Raw genomic sequence first — 16811 nt, 5'->3', positions numbered from 1 at the left:
CGTTTACGCTTATTTTCCTGCTTGAGAAATTGCCAATAGATCGGTTCAAATTTCTTAAAAAAATCATCAATGGCACAGAAGATTTCTGTAAAATCAGACATGGTGGTTAGAGTCTTTGGTTTGTGTAGTAACTTTCTAAATGGCTCTAGCCATCTTTTTTTCAAGCGGTTTTCTTATCCGTAATTCGGGTTATTTATAATTCAATAAAAGGTAAATATTTGGAGTTTCACCGATGTCATACCAGAATATTTTAGTACCCGTCGATGGCTCAAAAATTTCTTTCTCAGCGGTAAAACATGCGGTCGAAATTGCTAAGGTTTTCGATAGCAGGTTGACCTTAATTAGTCTGGTTTCAGAAGATCCATTTACAGATGCAGATTTCTATTACTATTATGTATCTGCTCCAATGAAAGAACACTTTCTCCAGGCCTATGCGAATGCAGAAGAGATATTAAAACAAGCAAGCGAAATTGCATATGCGGCGGGCGTTCAAGTAGAAACAAAAGTCCTAAAAAGCGTACTGCTTGAAGAAGGTATTGTTGAAACTGCCAAACAGCTTGAAACTGATCTCATTGTAATGGGATCGCATGGGCGTAAAGGTTTTAAAAAATGGAGACTTGGAAGTGTGGCCACAGCTGTACTTTGCTCAACGGAATTGCCAGTGATGGTCATAAAATATTAATGTCTATATAAAATATATACTTAAAATATAAGGAGTCTAAAAATGGCGAGTTCTAAAAAAGAATCTAAAACAATGAAAATTGATATTGGCATTTCTCATAGTGATCGTGCCAAAATTGTTGAAGGTTTATCCAAACTGCTAGCGGATAGCTATACCTTGTATTTGATGACCCATAACTTTCATTGGAACGTGACTGGGCCACAATTCAATAGCTTACATAACATGTTTATGACTCAATATACGGAGCAATGGAATGCCTTGGATATCATTGCTGAACGAATTCGTGCTTTAGGCTTTCCTGCTCCTGGAACCTATAAACAATTTGTAAAATTAACTGCAATTAAAGAAGTAGAAGGTGTTCCTAAAGCCGAGGAAATGGTCAGCCTGCTGGTTAATGCACATGAAACTGTTGCGCGAACTGCTCGAAGTCTCTTTTCCCTCGTGGATGAAGTGAATGACCAGCCAACAGCTGATCTGATCACACAAAGACTTGAAGTCCATGAAAAAACAGCCTGGATGTTAAGAAGTCTTTTAGAAGAGTAGCAATCTAGAGTCAGTCTGCCAATTTTTATATAAATTGGCGGACTGATCATTCTTGATTTAAGAACAGTGATTTTGTTTTGCCGATTAAATGTGGCTTACTCGCTATTTTTATTCACGGATAAAATCACTTGTGGATTGCTATCAAGCTTATAAATATCAAATTGTCACCAAATAGGGCTAAGCTAGACTCTGGTCAGATGGAATTCATTCTTCTGAATCCCATCGACAATACGTCAAAATGAGATTGGAAATGACAACTGAGAATTTGGCTCAAAAGCACCCTTTATATATTCCTTATGCGGGTAATACCCTTTTAGAACTGCCCTTGTTAAACAAAGGTTCTGCATTTACTGAACAAGAGCGTAGTCACTTTAATTTGCACGGCCTCATTCCCCATGTAATTGAAAGCATTGAGGAGCAGAGCCAGCGTTCCTATCAACAATATTGTGCTTTTAATGATGCGATCAATAAGCACATTTACCTGCGCAATATTCAAGACACCAATGAAACTTTGTTCTATCACTTAATTGAGCATCATTTAACTGAAATGATGCCGATCATTTATACTCCAACAGTGGGTGAAGCCTGTCAGCGTTTTTCCGATATTTATCGCCGCCATCGCGGAATTTTTATCTCTTACCCAGATCGAGCCCATATTGATGATATTTTACAAAATGTGAATAAAAAAAATGTCAAAGTCATTGTGATTACTGACGGTGAACGTATTTTAGGTTTGGGTGATCAAGGGATTGGTGGAATGGGCATTCCGATTGGAAAATTGTCTTTATACACTGCATGTGGTGGCATAAGTCCAGCTTATACCTTACCGATTACTTTAGATGTCGGTACCAATAATCCGCAATTGCTAAATGATCCTATTTATATGGGCTGGAATCAGCCACGCATTAGTGGAGATGAATATTATGAATTTGTCGATCATGTGATTGCAGCCATTCAGCGTCGTTGGCCAAAAGCTTTGATTCAATTTGAAGATTTTGCCCAAAAAAATGCTATGCCTTTATTAAATAAATATCGTGATCAAATTTGTTGTTTCAATGATGATATTCAGGGTACGGCTGCGGTGTCCGTGGGCAGTTTAATTGCTGCTTCGCATGCTGCAGGTAAACAACTGAAAGATCAGACAATTGCCTTCTTGGGTGCAGGCTCAGCTGGCTGTGGTATTGCTGAACAAATTGTGGCGCAAATGGTGACTGAAGGCTTAACAGATGCGCAGGCACGTGCTCGTATTTATATGGTTGACCGTTTTGGGCTGATCACTGAAAATCAGCCAAATTTGCTTGATTTTCAACGTAAGCTCGCGCAAAAACCAGACAATGTGGAGCACTGGGGCAATGCGCAAGAAATTATTTCCTTGCTCGATGTAGTCCAAAATGCCAAACCAACGGTGTTAATCGGTGTGTCGGGTCAAGCAGGTTTATTTACTGAAGAGATCATCAAGACACTGGCAGCTAATTGCGAACGTCCCATTGTTTTGCCCTTATCGAATCCGACTTCACAAGTTGAAGCCGTGCCAGCAGATATTTTGCAATGGACCGAAGGCAGGGCACTCATCGCGACTGGCAGCCCATTTGCGCCTGTTAATTATAAAGGTAAGATTTATAACATCTCGCAATGTAATAACTCTTATATTTTTCCTGGCATTGGTTTGGGGGTGATTGCCTCGGGTGCAACTCGGGTAACCGACAGTATGCTGATAGCATCGAGTAATACCTTGGCAGCATGCTCACCCATGTTGCAGAATCCAGAAGCCGATCTACTCCCTGATTTGAATGAAATTCAGCAGGTATCTAAGATTATTGCATTTAAAGTGGCTAAAGCAGCAATGGAAGCAGGGGTTGCACCGCTCATCTCTGATGAGTTGTTAACTCAAGCCATCGAAGCGAATTTCTGGAAGCCGAACTACCGTGATTATAAGCGTGTCACATTCTAATTTTCATGAAAGTCGTTTTACTCGCTGAGTGAATATCGGAGAGTTAACCGAGTTATGTAAGTAGCTCGGTTTCTTACATAAAGAGTCATTCGTTTAGCTGCTGATTGAACTGGAAATGGGGTGGTTTTCTAAATAGCATGATATATAAATTTCAGGAAAATGAGGGATTAAAGTGCAGAAGTTTAAAGCAGATAAATCACGCTATCTTTAAGTATTTCAATCCATACTTTTATTTTATTGCAATTAAAAAATGTACATAATCAGGTTTATTACAAATCAAATTGTTAAGTTATTTGGCGTATATGTTATAAAGTGTAAATATAGTCACAATATTTTTGGATCCGGTTTTTGAAACAGATTCTTTTGGCACTTAAATTAAATCTTCGAAAATTGATCCTGATTTCGACCATCATCAGTGTTTCATGCTTATTTATTGTTTCTGTATTTATTCTCAATTATGTGATTAAAGAACAACTGATTCAGAACTCGCTTTCAGTCAATGCCAAATATGCGTCAAAGGTTGCCACCAGTGCAGATCAGCATTTCGGTGATATGCTGAATGAGCTAAAGTATAGTGCTGACCTGTTAGGACAGGATTTTTCTAATCATCAATTAACACAAGAAGAAGTGAGACGGATTAAAAACCAATCAAATAAATTTAATAGTGTATTAATTGTTGATAAGCAAACAAGAATCGTCTCTTTTGAACCTAAAAGTTTAAATCTGAATACCCAGATTTTATATAAAACAGTGGGAATTACTGAATCCTTAAAGCATAAAACGACTTATATTTCTTCGCCTTATTGGTCGGTTAAACATAATCTTGTTGTACTCCTGTCTCAACCTATTTATGACCAAAATAAAAATTATCGCGGCATGATGGGTGGCACGATTTATTTGCAAAAGAATAATCTAATTCAGAAAATGCTCTCCACCGAGTATGACTTTAAAAAAAGTTATATGTACGTCATTGATCAGGATAATCGCATTATTTTTCATCCTGATCATTCAAGAATTGGAGAAAAAATTATCAATAATAATGGTCTGGACTATATGGTACGTACACGGATGGGGAGTGTCCGGTTAATCAATAGTCGTGGTGTCGAAAATTTGGCAGGTTTTGCATACATTCCGAGTGTGAATTGGATCGTAGTTTCTCAGCAACCGACAGAAGAGTTGTTAAAGCAGGCCAATGCTATTCTTTTGAAAGTCTCCATTATCATTTTTATCTTTTATTTTTTTATATTTTTTATCGTCTGGAGAATGTCGCGCTTTATTTCTTCACCTTTAAATAGCTTGGCCAAAATGGCCAGCATGCTCAATCAGCCAGACATTCAAGATAAAATCAAACAAGTTGATCCTTGGTATTTTGAAGTATTAAAGTTTAGAACGTCTTTGCTACTCAGTTCACAAGCGTTCAGTGAGAAGATTACTGAATTGCGTGAACATGTGAATACCGATCCACTGACGGGGTTATATAATCGACGGGGTATGCAAATCTTCTTAAAAGAACTGGTGAGTTTAGGCAGAAGTTTTGCTGTTCTGGCGATTGATATCGATTTTTTTAAGAATGTGAATGATAGCTATGGTCATGATCAAGGGGATACCGTTTTAAAAACCCTTGCCCATTTTATGAAAAATAATTTCAGGGACGAAGACATTTGTTGTCGGATAGGAGGGGAAGAGTTTATTGTATTAATGATGACTTCTGATTCCAAGGTCGCCTACAATGCTGCCGAACGTTTAAGAAAGACTATCGAATCAAGCAACATCAACTCTATCGGACCAGTTACGATATCTGTTGGAATGGCATTTTGGCCTAAAAACTCAGACGATGTGACTGAAATTTTTAAAATGGCAGATAATAAACTTTATCAAGCTAAAAATAGCGGACGTAACTGTATTCGTTATTAAATAGTGGAACTCTATTTTTCATAATAATTCTACCTGTTTATAATTAAGCTTGAGTTCTGCAAGGCAAGCCGGTTTAGCAAAATAGTAGCCTTGAAAATAATTACATTTATATTTTCTGAGGAACTGAGCCTGAGCGTGATTTTCTATGCCTTCAGCAACCACGTTTAATCCCAGTTGATGGGCCATGACAATAATGGCTGCAACAATAGCGCTATCTTTTTCATTTCCAGGTAAATGTTCAATAAAACTGCGATCAAGTTTTATTTCATCAATCGGTAAAGTCCGTAGATAGCTCAGACTGGAGTAGCCTGTTCCAAAGTCATCTACAGACACCTTGACACCTAAATCACGCACAGCTTTTAAAATTTCTGAAGAACGATCAGCACCTGCAATTAACATGGTTTCAGTGACTTCAATTTTTAACAACTCGGGTGGCAATTGTGTATCTGCAAGTGTTTTTTGCAAGTCATGCAGAAAGCCTGTACGTCTAAATTGCAAGGGAGAAAGATTGACTGCGACACTGAGGGCAGCAGCATGTTTCTTATTCCATTCCATAATATCCTGACAAGCTTGTTGTAAAACCCACTGGCCAATCACTACAATTTGACCGGTTCTTTCAGCAAACGGGATAAAGTCTGCGGGAGAGATCAAACCTCTTTGTGGATGCTGCCAACGGATTAAGGCTTCTACACTTTTTAATTGGCCTGAGTGAGCGTCAATAACCGGTTGATAAACTAGCTTAAACTGTTTTTCTTCAAGGGCGAGCATTAATTCATGGCGCATAAGCACGTAATCAATTTTGGGGGTACGGGTTGCATTAAAAGCATACCAATGCCAGGTATTTCCACCTTCTTTTTTTGCTTCACTCATGGCATGTATCGCATGATGGAGCAATTGTTTAGACTTTTCTATCTGAGGGTCATTATCTGCAATGCCGATACTGGCACTAATATGGATTTTATGATTATCAATATCAAATGGAACGGATAAACTCTTTAATATTTGTTCTGCAATAACAGCGACTTCTTTTAAGTCATGACATTTATTCAGAAGTATGGCAAATTCATCTCCTGAAAAATGAGACACCACGTCCTCTTCTTGAATGACCTGACGCAGGCGATTTGCTACTGCACTCAGGAGTTGATCACCAATGACGTGCCCCAAGCTTTGATTTAAAGGTTGGAAGTCATCTAAATTTATATACATGACAACCAAGGATTGATGACTCGCATGTTGTATGCAGAATGCTACATCCAATGTTTCTTCAAAGGTATGATGGTTAATTAATCCCGTTAAACTATCATGGGTTTGCTGACGGGCGATATATTCGCTATTTGCCCGTTGTTGAGTGACATCTTGCTGAATTCCAATAAAATGTGTGCAAACATTCTTGTCATCAAAAACCGGTCCTAATATCAGTTGGTTCCAGAACCAGCTACCATCTTTGCGATAGTTCTTTAAGGTGACCTGAATTTCCTGTTGTTCTTTAATCGCACTGCGTATTTGATTCACCGTCTCAGTATCTGTATCCGGACCTTGCAGAAAATTACAATTCTGACCGATCGCTTCTTCTTTCGTATAACCGGTCAGGTTTTCAAAAGCAGGATTAACATATTCAATAGCTTGGTTCTGGGTCGCTTTGGTCAACACGATGCCATGAGGATTAGCATCGACACTACGTTTAAGCAGACGCAGCATTTCTTCGGTTTCACGCCGAGATGTAATATCACGAGCGATACCGAATACACCAACCACCTGTTGAGCTTGTTTAATCGGTAAATAAGTGAGATCCAACCAGTAACATTCCCCTAAGGTGTTCATCGCTTGGATTTCCAGGTGCTGACCATTGCCGTTCACCGCTTGTTCAAAAGCAGTTTCAGCTATGGCCTGAGATCCAGCACAAATAAATTTCGAGAAATGTAAGCCCAGCATCTGTTCATGACTAGATTTAGTGATGTCTTTAGAGGCAAGATTAACATCAATAATACTGCCTTCAAGATCATGTTCAAAAATTGCATCCGGATGGTAATTAAAGAAAGATCGATATTTATCATTAAGATTCAGGCTTTTTTGTCGTTCTGCATGAAGATCCATGCTTAAGGCAACTAAAGATGCTGCATGACGAATTAATTTAATATGAGTAGAGGTTGGACATTTAGGAGAACGATAATATGTGCCAAAGGTACCATAGAGTTTTCCTTGTGCATTAATAATAGGAGTAGACCAACAAGCATTTAGATTTTCTTCTTGAATCACGGTCTTGAAAGATTCCCAGTTCTTATCAAGTGCTAAATTTTCACAAATAATGAGTTTTCGATGAAAAGCTGCTGCCCCACACGCACCCACATTTTCCCCTATTTTTAGATTAGTAATCGCTTCTTTATATCGATTAGAAAAATGCTTTGTACCACTGATCAGATTTAAAGTTTGCTCAGTTTCTGAGTACAACATAATGGATACCATTGAATGCGGTATCCGAGCTTCTAACCATTCACTGACAGTCTGAAAGATAAGTGCTAAGTTGGCATGCTGCCCAATTAAATTAAAGATAGATTGAGTCTCTAAATAACTCGCTGTTTGACTCATATAGCATATCCTTGAGTTGTATTGCGCATTTTTGATAGATTCTCAACTAAAATTCTTTAAATTAGATCTAAATATTGATTACTAATCTCACTTAAACAATATAACAAAAATGTGATAATCCTCACATATAATTATCTGTAAGTTTTATAGATGTGAGACTTAAAATTAGACAATCGCGTACATCATGTTATAGCCCCCGATTAAAATGAATACTCTCAATTAATAATTGTATTCATAACACTAGGTTTAATGAGTATTCTATAATCCAAATGCTGTTTAAGCAATTGATTCTATTAATTAAATTGTTGATTTTTTCGATGATCTAATGGGTAAGCACATAAAGATGCATAATTCCAGCTAAATATCCTTCAATACTACTCGTTTTACTGGTGACCAAATTATATCTACCTTTTAATAAGCTGAATAAAGTTGCTATTATATTACGCTGCTTTAAGTGATATTCATCTGAGCTAGAGAGTTCAAAAAATTCCATATTCTTTCGGTGAAATGTGATTAAATCAGTACTTTGTGCTTTTAATCCTTCTACCCACTGTTCAACCATTTTAGTATCGGCTGTATGCCCATTCGATAAAGCTGTACTGCCCATGTCTCCTGATTGGTTCATGATTAAATGCAGCTTGCAGCCAAAAAACTATTCCATTGAGCTTTTGCCGAGGGTTGCAATCGCTGCTAGAGATTGATGCCGTTGAATCCGCTGATTTTTACATACAGGTAGCGTAGTTGAATCTGTGCATAAAAAATGATTGCTTGGGCAATCTTTCATCAAAGCAATGCCAATTGATATATTCTGATAAGATAAATCATCTGCTGGTAACACAGTAAATATCTAAACAGTTGACTGTGATTCTGTTTTGATGAAAAGAATAATGCTTTTAAATTGTTGAAATGTCATCATTTTTACCAAATGGCGATGAACACAATTTCTGAAATTTTCAATTAAGAAGACCGCATTCTCAAATGCTTGTTGCTATGTTTTAAAAAATTCCCAATAGGTTGCTTCGAATTTTTAAAAAAAGTCATCAAGCATGCAGAAGAAATATGTAAAATCGAACATAGTGGCTGAAGGAATAGGTGGTGTGGTAACCCCCTAATAGTTTCCAGTCCTTTTTTTCAAGCTAATTTCTTATCCGCGATTCAGGTTGTTTTAAGTTCTGTATTAGCAATATATTCAATAGCAGCATGCAGAATTAGAACAGCAAAAAAATGGAATCAGCTACGTGTAGAAGTGCACAAAAAAGTAATCCAATAAGGAAACTTAAATCCTATATTGACCTTGAAAATGTCGATCTAGGGCATTTCTACTTGGGAATAACAAAAAAAAAACTGCGGATCTTGTATCCACGTTTCATATGATTTATACGATGGAAAGTGTAGTGAATTGGGCAAGAAAAGCGTAACCCTCTAATTCTTTATTTACTTCTTTGCTCTTGTTTTTCTAACAAAGAATTAGAGAGTTAAATTTCTGCTGCCCTTCTCTATTTATATTTGTTTATTGTTATTATGAGACTGATTAAATCACTTATTGACTAAGGTTTCATCACAAAAACTCAAAATATTATCACTAACTTGTAAGTTAATGTGACTAAAGTCACATATTATTTAAACTTACAAATCATCAAACGGACTTGGATTGCCATAGTCATTAACAGTTCATTCTTTTTAGCTCGACGCTTTTTATGGTACGTATAAATCTAAGACTTACTTTGAAACTCGACGGCTTCCGAGACCTCGATTTCAATATTTTAGCTGCCATACCTTACTGTGGGGGTAATTCAAAGTAACAGCGTATCTTTTGATATAAAGGCTAATTTTATTCGTTAAAAATATACCCGCAATAAAAAAGCCTACCGACATTCACATGCGGTAAGCATTTGCCGTAATAAGTTCGGCTAGAGAGGGTTAGAGGAATATCCTAATTTGGTTTGGCCACATTTTCGGCACACTTTAATTACATTACCTTTATCGTCCTGTTCATACTCATAAGCATGTAAACAGAACAACTCTTTTAAAAATGAAAGCATTGAATTCTCCCTTTAATCCTAGCGAATTTAAAGGAATTAGCGCTTTATTAAATAAGCGACTAACGTACTAGTTCAATGAGAAGAATAGTGATGTTCAGGTGAATTTTTTGTGAAACTCAAGGGAAAAATGTATGTAGAGATTGCCTAAAAACAACTTGGTTTTTTAAGATCTCGATTTTATTTAATTTTTCACAGTTTGTTCACATCCCTTTAGTGTATTTTTGAATTATTGAATACCTAACAGGTCATAAAATGAAAAGCTTGCTCAAACCTCTTTTAGCTACTGGCTTAATGGCATTCGCTGGTCTAGGTTTTTCTTTAACTGTTCAAGCAGAATCGATAAAACCCGAAGCAGTAGAACGTATTGATGTTCAGAAATATGCGGGAAAATGGTATGAAATTTCGCACTTACCTATGTATTTCCAGCGCAACTGTGTCAGTCATACCACTGCCGATTACACTGTGAATTCAGATTATAGCATTGGTGTCTTAAATAGCTGTCATACTGAAACAGGAAAAATTATCGCTTCACAAGGGGTAGCTTATCCTCAAAATAAGGGAATGAGTAAACTCAAGGTGAGTTTTCTTCCAGCCGGTTTGAGATGGTTGCCGTTCACTAAAGGTGATTATTGGGTGTTAAGAGTGGATCCTGAGTATCAGGTTGCCCTTGTCGGTGGACCGACGCATAAATACTTGTGGATTTTATCTAAAAATCCTCATTTAGATGAAGCGACTTATCAATCTTATTTAGAAACAGCACGTCAGTATGGCTACGATCTGTCAAATTTAATCAAAACACCACAACAGTAAGAGGTCGCTTCATACTGAGGTAATCTTGGTTGCCTCAGTATGAAATAGGACATAAGCTTCACATAAATTTCATATCGCATTTCCTAGAATGAAAAGTATAAATAAATATTCAATATCCGGAAGAAACAATGTTTAAATTTTTTCTACGCTGGATGGATAGCTGGTCGGGTGATGCGAATACCTCAACAGTGCAACCCGTCAGGCATGCTAAAGACATCCAAATTCAATGGGTGCGAATATTGCCCTTTATTTTATTGCATCTTGCATGTCTGGCAGTATTTTGGGTCGGTGTATCGTGGTTTGCAGTGCTGTTTATGCTGTTTTTTTATCTGCTCCGGATGTTTGCAATTACCGCATTTTTTCACCGTTATTTATCACATAAAACCTTTCAGACCTCTCGGCTTGTTCAGTTTATTTTTATCTTGATTGGCACGATGAGTGCTCAGCGCGGTCCTTTGTGGTGGGCTGCCCATCATCGTTATCATCATCGTTTTACTGATACCGAGCAAGATCCGCATTCATCTACCCATGGTTTTTGGTATAGCCACGTTGGATGGTTTCTGAATGAGCAAAATTTTAGTACCCGTAGAGCAGTGATTAAAGATTGGCTTAAGTATCCTGAATTGATCTGGTTAGATCGTTTCAGTCTTCCGGTGGTCTTAGCAACAGCAGTTGGAATCTATGTTTTAGGGGAATGGCTCGCTGTCGCATATCCGGTATTGGCGACTACTGGGCCCCAGCTTTTGGTCTGGGGCTTTGTAATTTCAACCGTATTATTGATTCATGCCACCTTGTGTATCAATTCCTTGGCACACCTATACGGTTCACGGGATTTTGAAACCCAAGATAATAGTCGTAACAATCTATTCCTTTCGATTATTACCTTGGGTGAGGGTTGGCACAACAACCATCATTATTATGCAGGCAGTACTCGTCAGGGTTTTTATTGGTGGCAAATTGATGTGACTTATTACCTGCTGAAAATCATGTCATGGTTTGGGTTAGTTTGGGGACTAAAACCAATTCCTGAGCGGGTCTATACCGCAAGAATCAGGACAGCACCAAAAATCAAAATCAGTTCAAATAAAGTTGAACATGGGGAAGGTTCATGAAAATTGCCATTGTTGGGTCCGGTATTTCAGGTTTGTATGCTGCATGGAAACTTTCGGGACAGCATCAAGTTACTGTATTTGAAAAAAATATATATTTTGGTGGTCATACTGACACCCATCAGTTTCAGATCGAGGGGCAGCAAGTTGCAGTAGACAGTGGGTTTATTGTATTTAATGATTTTAATTATCCCTTATTCAGTGAAATGCTGGCTCAACTTGGGGTGGAAGCCCAAAGCAGTGACATGGGGTTTTCAGTCAATAATCTGGTCACCGGGCTGCAATATAATCCGTCGCAGAAATGGTCTTTATTGACGCGTCCACAAAACTTTTTCAATAAAAAATTCCGCCGTATGCTTTCTGATTTGCTGCGTTTTTATAGTGATAATAAAGATCTATCTGTGGCGAATTATGATCCTGAACTCAGCATTGAAGCTTATTTGAATCAAAATGATTACTCGGAAGAATTTCGTCAGGAACACCTCTATCCGATGTGTGGTGCCTTATGGTCCAGTCCGGTCGATCAGATCGGTAAAATTCCGTATAAGTTTGTGATCAGTTTTTTTCAGCATCACCGGATGTTGCAGCTGAAAGAACGCCCACAATGGCAAACGGTCAAAGGTGGCTCAGCAACCTATATCCGTGCGATTCAGCAGCAATGCCCATCGATTCAGTGGAAAAATCTGGCGGTAGATGGGGTTACCCGGCATGCGAATCAGGTGTTGATTGATACTGTCGAAGGACTGCAAACCTTTGACTGGGTTATTTTTGCCAGTCATGCCGATGACAGCCTGAAACTTCTCAAAGATCCGACCGACTTAGAGTTAGATGTACTGAAAAATTTCAGTTATCAGGACAATCACATGGTAGTGCACCATGACGAATCCATCATGCCCAAACGACGTTCACAGTGGGCAAGTTGGCATGTCCATGTCACAGCTGATCAGAGCACATCAACAGTGTCTGAGCCTGGCATTCATTATGGCTTTAGCTACTGGATGAATAAGCTGCAAAATTTACCCTGCAAGACTCAGATTTTCTCGACCCTAAATCCCAATATGCCCATAAACCCAAGTCAGATCCTGATAGAACGGCATTACCGTCATCCGGTTTTTGATGAAAAAGCCATTAAAGCACAATCGCGCTGGCAGGAGATTCAGGGACAGCATCGCAGTTCATTTTGCGGAGCCTACTGGGGCTGGGGATTTCATGAAGATGGCGCCCGCAGTGCAGCCCGTGTGGTTGAACAATTGGCTCATTTAGCATGATTCGCCATGGAGCTCACAGATGTTAAATACCTCGCTTGCCATTGCAGACGCAAAAATTCGTCACAGACGCTATGCGCCAAAAGCACACGCTTTTGAGTCGAATTTAAGCTACTTATGGTTTGACCCAGATCAACTCGAGGCAATTACTGAAAAATCATGGCTTTGGTCATCTCGGCATTGGAATATTTTGACCTTATATCCGCGTGATTTTCTTACGGCCTATCAGGGGACTCTGCGTCAAAAAGCACAAAAAGCGCTGCTGCAATATGCGAATACCTTATTGTTGCCCACCTGGCAGATCCGTATTTTGGCCTTACCCCGTTGTCTGGGTTTTCGCTTCAATTCGGTGGTATTTTATTTCATTTTGGATCAAGACCATCAACCGCTGTTTATTCTAAGCGAGATTACCAACACGCCGTGGAATGAACGTCAGGTGTATGTGCATGACTGTCGTGATCAGGTTCAGGCACATGGTGATTTTCAGGGCTATGAATTTGATTTTGGCAAATCCTTTCATGTATCGCCCTTTATGCCGATGGATATTGATTACCGTTGGCGATTTAATTTTTCTGATCGACTGAATGTGATTCATATGCAGTTGTTGCAACAGCATCAACTGATCTTCGATGCCACCATGCGCTTTCGTTTAAATAGAATCACATTTCCTTCACAACTGCATCGTTATGCTCTCATGCATAGTATTGAACCTTTCAAAATGGTGGTTTCCATCTATGTTCAAGCCTTGAAATTATGGTGGAAAAAAGTTCCATTTCATCGGCACCCTAAGAAAGAAAAGGACCAATAAGTCATGCTGAAAACTTTTATTTACGGTGAACAGGATACATTGCCCTGGGTGTTAAGACGCGTACTTAAATTGCGTCATGGCCAAATCCATTTTCAAGGAATATGGAATGGTACAGTGGGTGAGCCTTCTGATTTAAATGTAGATATTCATGTTCATAATGCTGAATTAATTGACCTGATTATCAAAAATGGTGTTTTAGGTGCAGCTGAAGCTTATATTCGGGGCTATTGGAGTAGTGATGACTTAGTTCAGTTGATTCAACTGTTGGCCCGTAACCGTGATGTACTGGATAAAATCAATCAGAATTTTATTGTACAGGCCAGTCAGCTCGCGCTGAAAAGCTGGTACAAGAGCCGCCAAAACACGCTGAAAGGCAGCCGTAAAAATATTGCAGAGCACTACGACCTCAGCAATGACTTTTTTAAACTGTTCCTCGATTCTTCCATGATGTACTCCAGTGCGGTGTTTAAAGATACGCACACCAGTCTGGAACAGGCCTCTGATGATAAAAAAGAGCTGATTTGTCAGAAATTACAGTTAAAACCGCTCGATCATCTGGTCGAAATTGGCAGCGGCTGGGGTGGTTTTGCCATTTATGCGGCACAACATTACGGCTGTCAGGTCACCACCATTACCATTTCCCAAGCCCAGTATGATGAAGCAGTTAAACGTATTGAGGCTGCCGGTTTAAGTCACCGTATTGATGTACAGCTCAAGGATTACCGTCTGCTGCAAGGCAAGTTCGATAAACTGGTCTCGATTGAAATGATTGAAGCTGTCGGGGAGCAATATCTGCCGACCTATTTTGAAAAATGCAGAGCCTTGCTTAAGCCACATGGTCTGGCACTGATTCAGGCTATTACCATTGAAGATGCACGCTATAAAAAAGCATTGCATACCGTGGATTATATTAAACGCTATATTTTTCCGGGTAGTTTTATTCCCTGCATCAGTGTTTTAACGCAAAGTGCTTCTGAACAGAAATTACGTTTGAAACAGCTGGATGATATTGGTCAAAGCTATGCTCAGACCTTGCATCACTGGCGTGAGCGGTTTTTAGCGGCTCAGGATCAGGTTAAGGCACTGGGTTTTGATGACAACTTTATTCGGATGTGGGATTTCTATTTGTGTTATTGCGAAGGTGGCTTTAAAGAAGGCGTAATTAGTGACGTGCATATGCTGTTTGAAGCCAGTCCGTATTAAGTCCGATTAACCCCACAGATGAAGGAGACAAAATGATGTTAGGAAATCTTTTCCTGCTGAATGTATTCATCATGCTGTGCTGCTGGCTACTAACGCTGTTCAATCGCCGTGCTGGTATTGTCGATGTAGCTTGGGCTTTTTGTATCACATTGAATCTGTTGTTAAGTGCAGTATTGATTGAAACTGCACCTGACTGGCTTCGTGTCTTTATTGGTGTATTGAGTGGCTTCTGGTTCTTACGTCTTTTTTGGCATTTACTGCGGCGTTATCAGTCAGAACAGCAAGAAGACCGCCGTTATGCCAATATGCGACGCGCCATGGGAAAATTTCAACACTTCGGGTTTTTGGCGTTTTTCATCTTTCAGGCTGGTTTAGCGATTCTTTTTTTCCTGCCGATGTGGATGCTGTTAAATATACCTGCAGAACAGTGGGGAAATGAGAGCATGATTTTGCTGGTCATCTCAGCATTCATTATGGTTATCGCATTGACGGGTGAAACACTGGCTGATCAGCAATTGTATAGATTTAAACTTAATCCTGAGAATCATGGCAAAACCATGGATCAAGGTTTGTGGAGATATTCGCGCCATCCTAATTATTTCTTTGAATGGTTGCATTGGTTTGCTTATCCCATCTTAGGTTTAGCCGTGGGTTTATATGTGTTATGGATTTATCCCGTGCTAATGTGGCTGTTTTTATATTACATCACCGGCATTCCGTTTAACGAGCAACAAGCCCTGAAAAACCGGGGACAGAATTATCGTGATTATCAACAACGAACATCGATGTTTATTTTGTGGAAACCCAAAAAGTAGGTAGGCACATGGATTTTATCATTCATAAATCATTAAAATTAGTTGAAAGTGGGCTGATTCCAGATCAGGCGATTCGTGCTGCTATCCGGGCACTGAGTAAAAAAAGACTGATTCAGGAAGGGCGTTATGATCCTGAACAGGCTGCTCAGCGTTATATGGACGTGCTCAATATGCTGAAAAGCAGTGAAATTGCCGTCGCCACAGACAAAGCCAACGAACAGCATTATGAATTACCGACCGAGTTTTTTCAGGCGGTGCTGGGCAAGCGATTGAAATACAGTGCCTGCTATTTTCCAAATGAAAAAACAACGCTGGATGAAGCCGAAGAAAATGCCCTACAGCTTTATGCTGAGCGCGCACAATTAAAAGATGGTCAGCACATACTTGAGCTGGGCTGTGGTTGGGGATCTTTAACGCTGTGGATGGCAGAGCATTATCCAAATGCCAAAATTACGGCTGTGTCCAATTCTGCGACGCAGCGCCAGCATATTCAGGCTCAGGCACAGGCGCGTGGCTTTAGCAATCTGAAGGTCATCACCTGTGATGTGAATGTGCTGGAACTGGAGCCTGCGTCTTTCGACCGGGTGGTTTCGGTGGAAATGTTCGAGCATGTGCGTAATTATCAGCGTTTATTTGAAAAAATTCAGGGTTGGTTAAAGGCCGATGGTTTATTGTGGTGTCATATTTTCTGCCACCGTTTTTTACATTATCCTTTTGAAATTAAATCTGAATATGACTGGATGTCGAAGTATTTCTTTACCGGCGGTCTGATGCCTTCGGCCTCCACGTTCCTGCATTTTCAGCAGCATTTGGAGCTCAGCCAACATTGGCAGTGGTCAGGCACACATTATGAGAAAACAGCAAATGCATGGCTGGACAATATGGATCGCCAGCAGGCTGAACTGAAGCCTTTATTTCAGCAGGTCTATGGCAAAGATGCAGCTGCCTGGTGGCAACGCTGGCGCATTTTCTTTATGGCTTGTGCTGAACTGTTCGGTTTGGAGCAGGGGCAGGAATGGGTGGTTGGTCACTTCCTGTTCAAAAAGAAAAGCGTATAATTTTCTCAGCTTTATCATTGTGGTC

Annotated in this window: 12 protein-coding genes and 2 pseudogenes; 11 read left to right on the top strand and 3 right to left on the bottom strand. The window is 39.4% G+C overall.

What is annotated here, in order from left to right; all coding sequences use genetic code 11:
• A pseudogene (locus tag E0409_RS08870) lies at positions 1-101 on the bottom strand (IS982 family transposase); the annotation flags it as partial.
• A gap of 131 nt (positions 102-232) precedes the next feature.
• Here E0409_RS08870 and E0409_RS08865 point away from each other — a divergent pair.
• The 4 genes from E0409_RS08865 (at position 233) to E0409_RS08850 (ending at position 5090) form a co-directional block, all read left to right on the top strand.
• Positions 233-682 carry a universal stress protein gene (locus tag E0409_RS08865; RefSeq protein WP_131289806.1) on the top strand — a complete coding sequence of 150 codons (450 nt, stop codon included), beginning with the start codon at positions 233-235 and terminating at the stop codon, positions 680-682.
• Positions 683-724: 42 nt separating this feature from the next.
• Positions 725-1225 carry a Dps family protein gene (locus E0409_RS08860; RefSeq protein ID WP_131289804.1) on the top strand — a complete coding sequence of 167 codons (501 nt, stop codon included), beginning with the start codon at positions 725-727 and terminating at the stop codon, positions 1223-1225.
• Positions 1226-1475: 250 nt separating this feature from the next.
• Positions 1476-3176 (top strand): NAD-dependent malic enzyme, encoded by a 1701-nt coding sequence (locus E0409_RS08855; RefSeq protein ID WP_131289802.1) that lies wholly within the window; start codon positions 1476-1478, stop codon positions 3174-3176.
• 348 nt (positions 3177-3524) lie between these two features.
• Positions 3525-5090, top strand: coding sequence for a sensor domain-containing diguanylate cyclase (locus E0409_RS08850; RefSeq protein ID WP_131289800.1), 1566 nt, complete (start codon positions 3525-3527; stop codon positions 5088-5090).
• 18 nt (positions 5091-5108) lie between these two features.
• Here the strand turns inward: E0409_RS08850 and E0409_RS08845 are convergent, their stop codons facing one another.
• Together E0409_RS08845 and E0409_RS08840 are read right to left on the bottom strand one after the other, a co-directional pair.
• Positions 5109-7676: an EAL domain-containing protein gene (locus tag E0409_RS08845; RefSeq protein WP_131289798.1), complete on the bottom strand. Its 2568-nt coding sequence runs from the start codon at positions 7674-7676 to the stop codon at positions 5109-5111.
• A gap of 293 nt (positions 7677-7969) precedes the next feature.
• Positions 7970-8751: pseudogene (locus E0409_RS08840) on the bottom strand (transposase).
• A gap of 1258 nt (positions 8752-10009) precedes the next feature.
• Here E0409_RS08840 and E0409_RS08835 point away from each other — a divergent pair.
• The 7 genes from E0409_RS08835 to E0409_RS08805 all read left to right on the top strand — a co-directional run bounded on the left by E0409_RS08835 (position 10010) and on the right by E0409_RS08805 (position 16786).
• The gene (locus E0409_RS08835) at positions 10010-10528 is read left to right on the top strand and encodes a lipocalin family protein (protein WP_502699809.1); all 519 of its coding nucleotides are present in this window, start codon (positions 10010-10012) and stop codon (positions 10526-10528) included.
• 128 nt (positions 10529-10656) lie between these two features.
• Positions 10657-11640, top strand: a complete 984-nt coding sequence (locus E0409_RS08830; protein ID WP_131289794.1) for an acyl-CoA desaturase — start codon at positions 10657-10659, stop codon at positions 11638-11640.
• Positions 11637-12905 carry an NAD(P)/FAD-dependent oxidoreductase gene (locus tag E0409_RS08825; RefSeq protein ID WP_131289792.1) on the top strand — a complete coding sequence of 423 codons (1269 nt, stop codon included), beginning with the start codon at positions 11637-11639 and terminating at the stop codon, positions 12903-12905. Before E0409_RS08830 ends, E0409_RS08825 begins: the two co-directional genes overlap by 4 nt.
• A 19-nt stretch (positions 12906-12924) precedes the next feature.
• Positions 12925-13710 (top strand): DUF1365 domain-containing protein, encoded by a 786-nt coding sequence (locus tag E0409_RS08820; RefSeq protein WP_131289790.1) that lies wholly within the window; start codon positions 12925-12927, stop codon positions 13708-13710.
• Between the two features lie 3 nt (positions 13711-13713).
• Entirely contained in the window at positions 13714-14913 is a 1200-nt protein-coding gene (locus E0409_RS08815) for an SAM-dependent methyltransferase (RefSeq protein ID WP_131289788.1), read from the top strand.
• 35 nt (positions 14914-14948) lie between these two features.
• Complete coding sequence (locus tag E0409_RS08810) at positions 14949-15728, top strand: DUF1295 domain-containing protein (RefSeq protein WP_131289814.1); 780 nt, start codon at positions 14949-14951, stop codon at positions 15726-15728.
• Positions 15729-15736: 8 nt separating this feature from the next.
• Positions 15737-16786 carry an SAM-dependent methyltransferase gene (locus tag E0409_RS08805; protein ID WP_131289786.1) on the top strand — a complete coding sequence of 350 codons (1050 nt, stop codon included), beginning with the start codon at positions 15737-15739 and terminating at the stop codon, positions 16784-16786.
• Positions 16787-16811: the final 25 nt, after the last annotated feature.

It is taken from the genome of Acinetobacter sp. ANC 4862 (genome assembly GCF_004336635.1).
Taxonomy (GTDB): Bacteria; Pseudomonadota; Gammaproteobacteria; order Pseudomonadales; family Moraxellaceae; genus Acinetobacter.
Note: the sequence above shows the minus strand (reverse complement) of the source record. Positions and strands in the feature narration are given on the sequence as shown.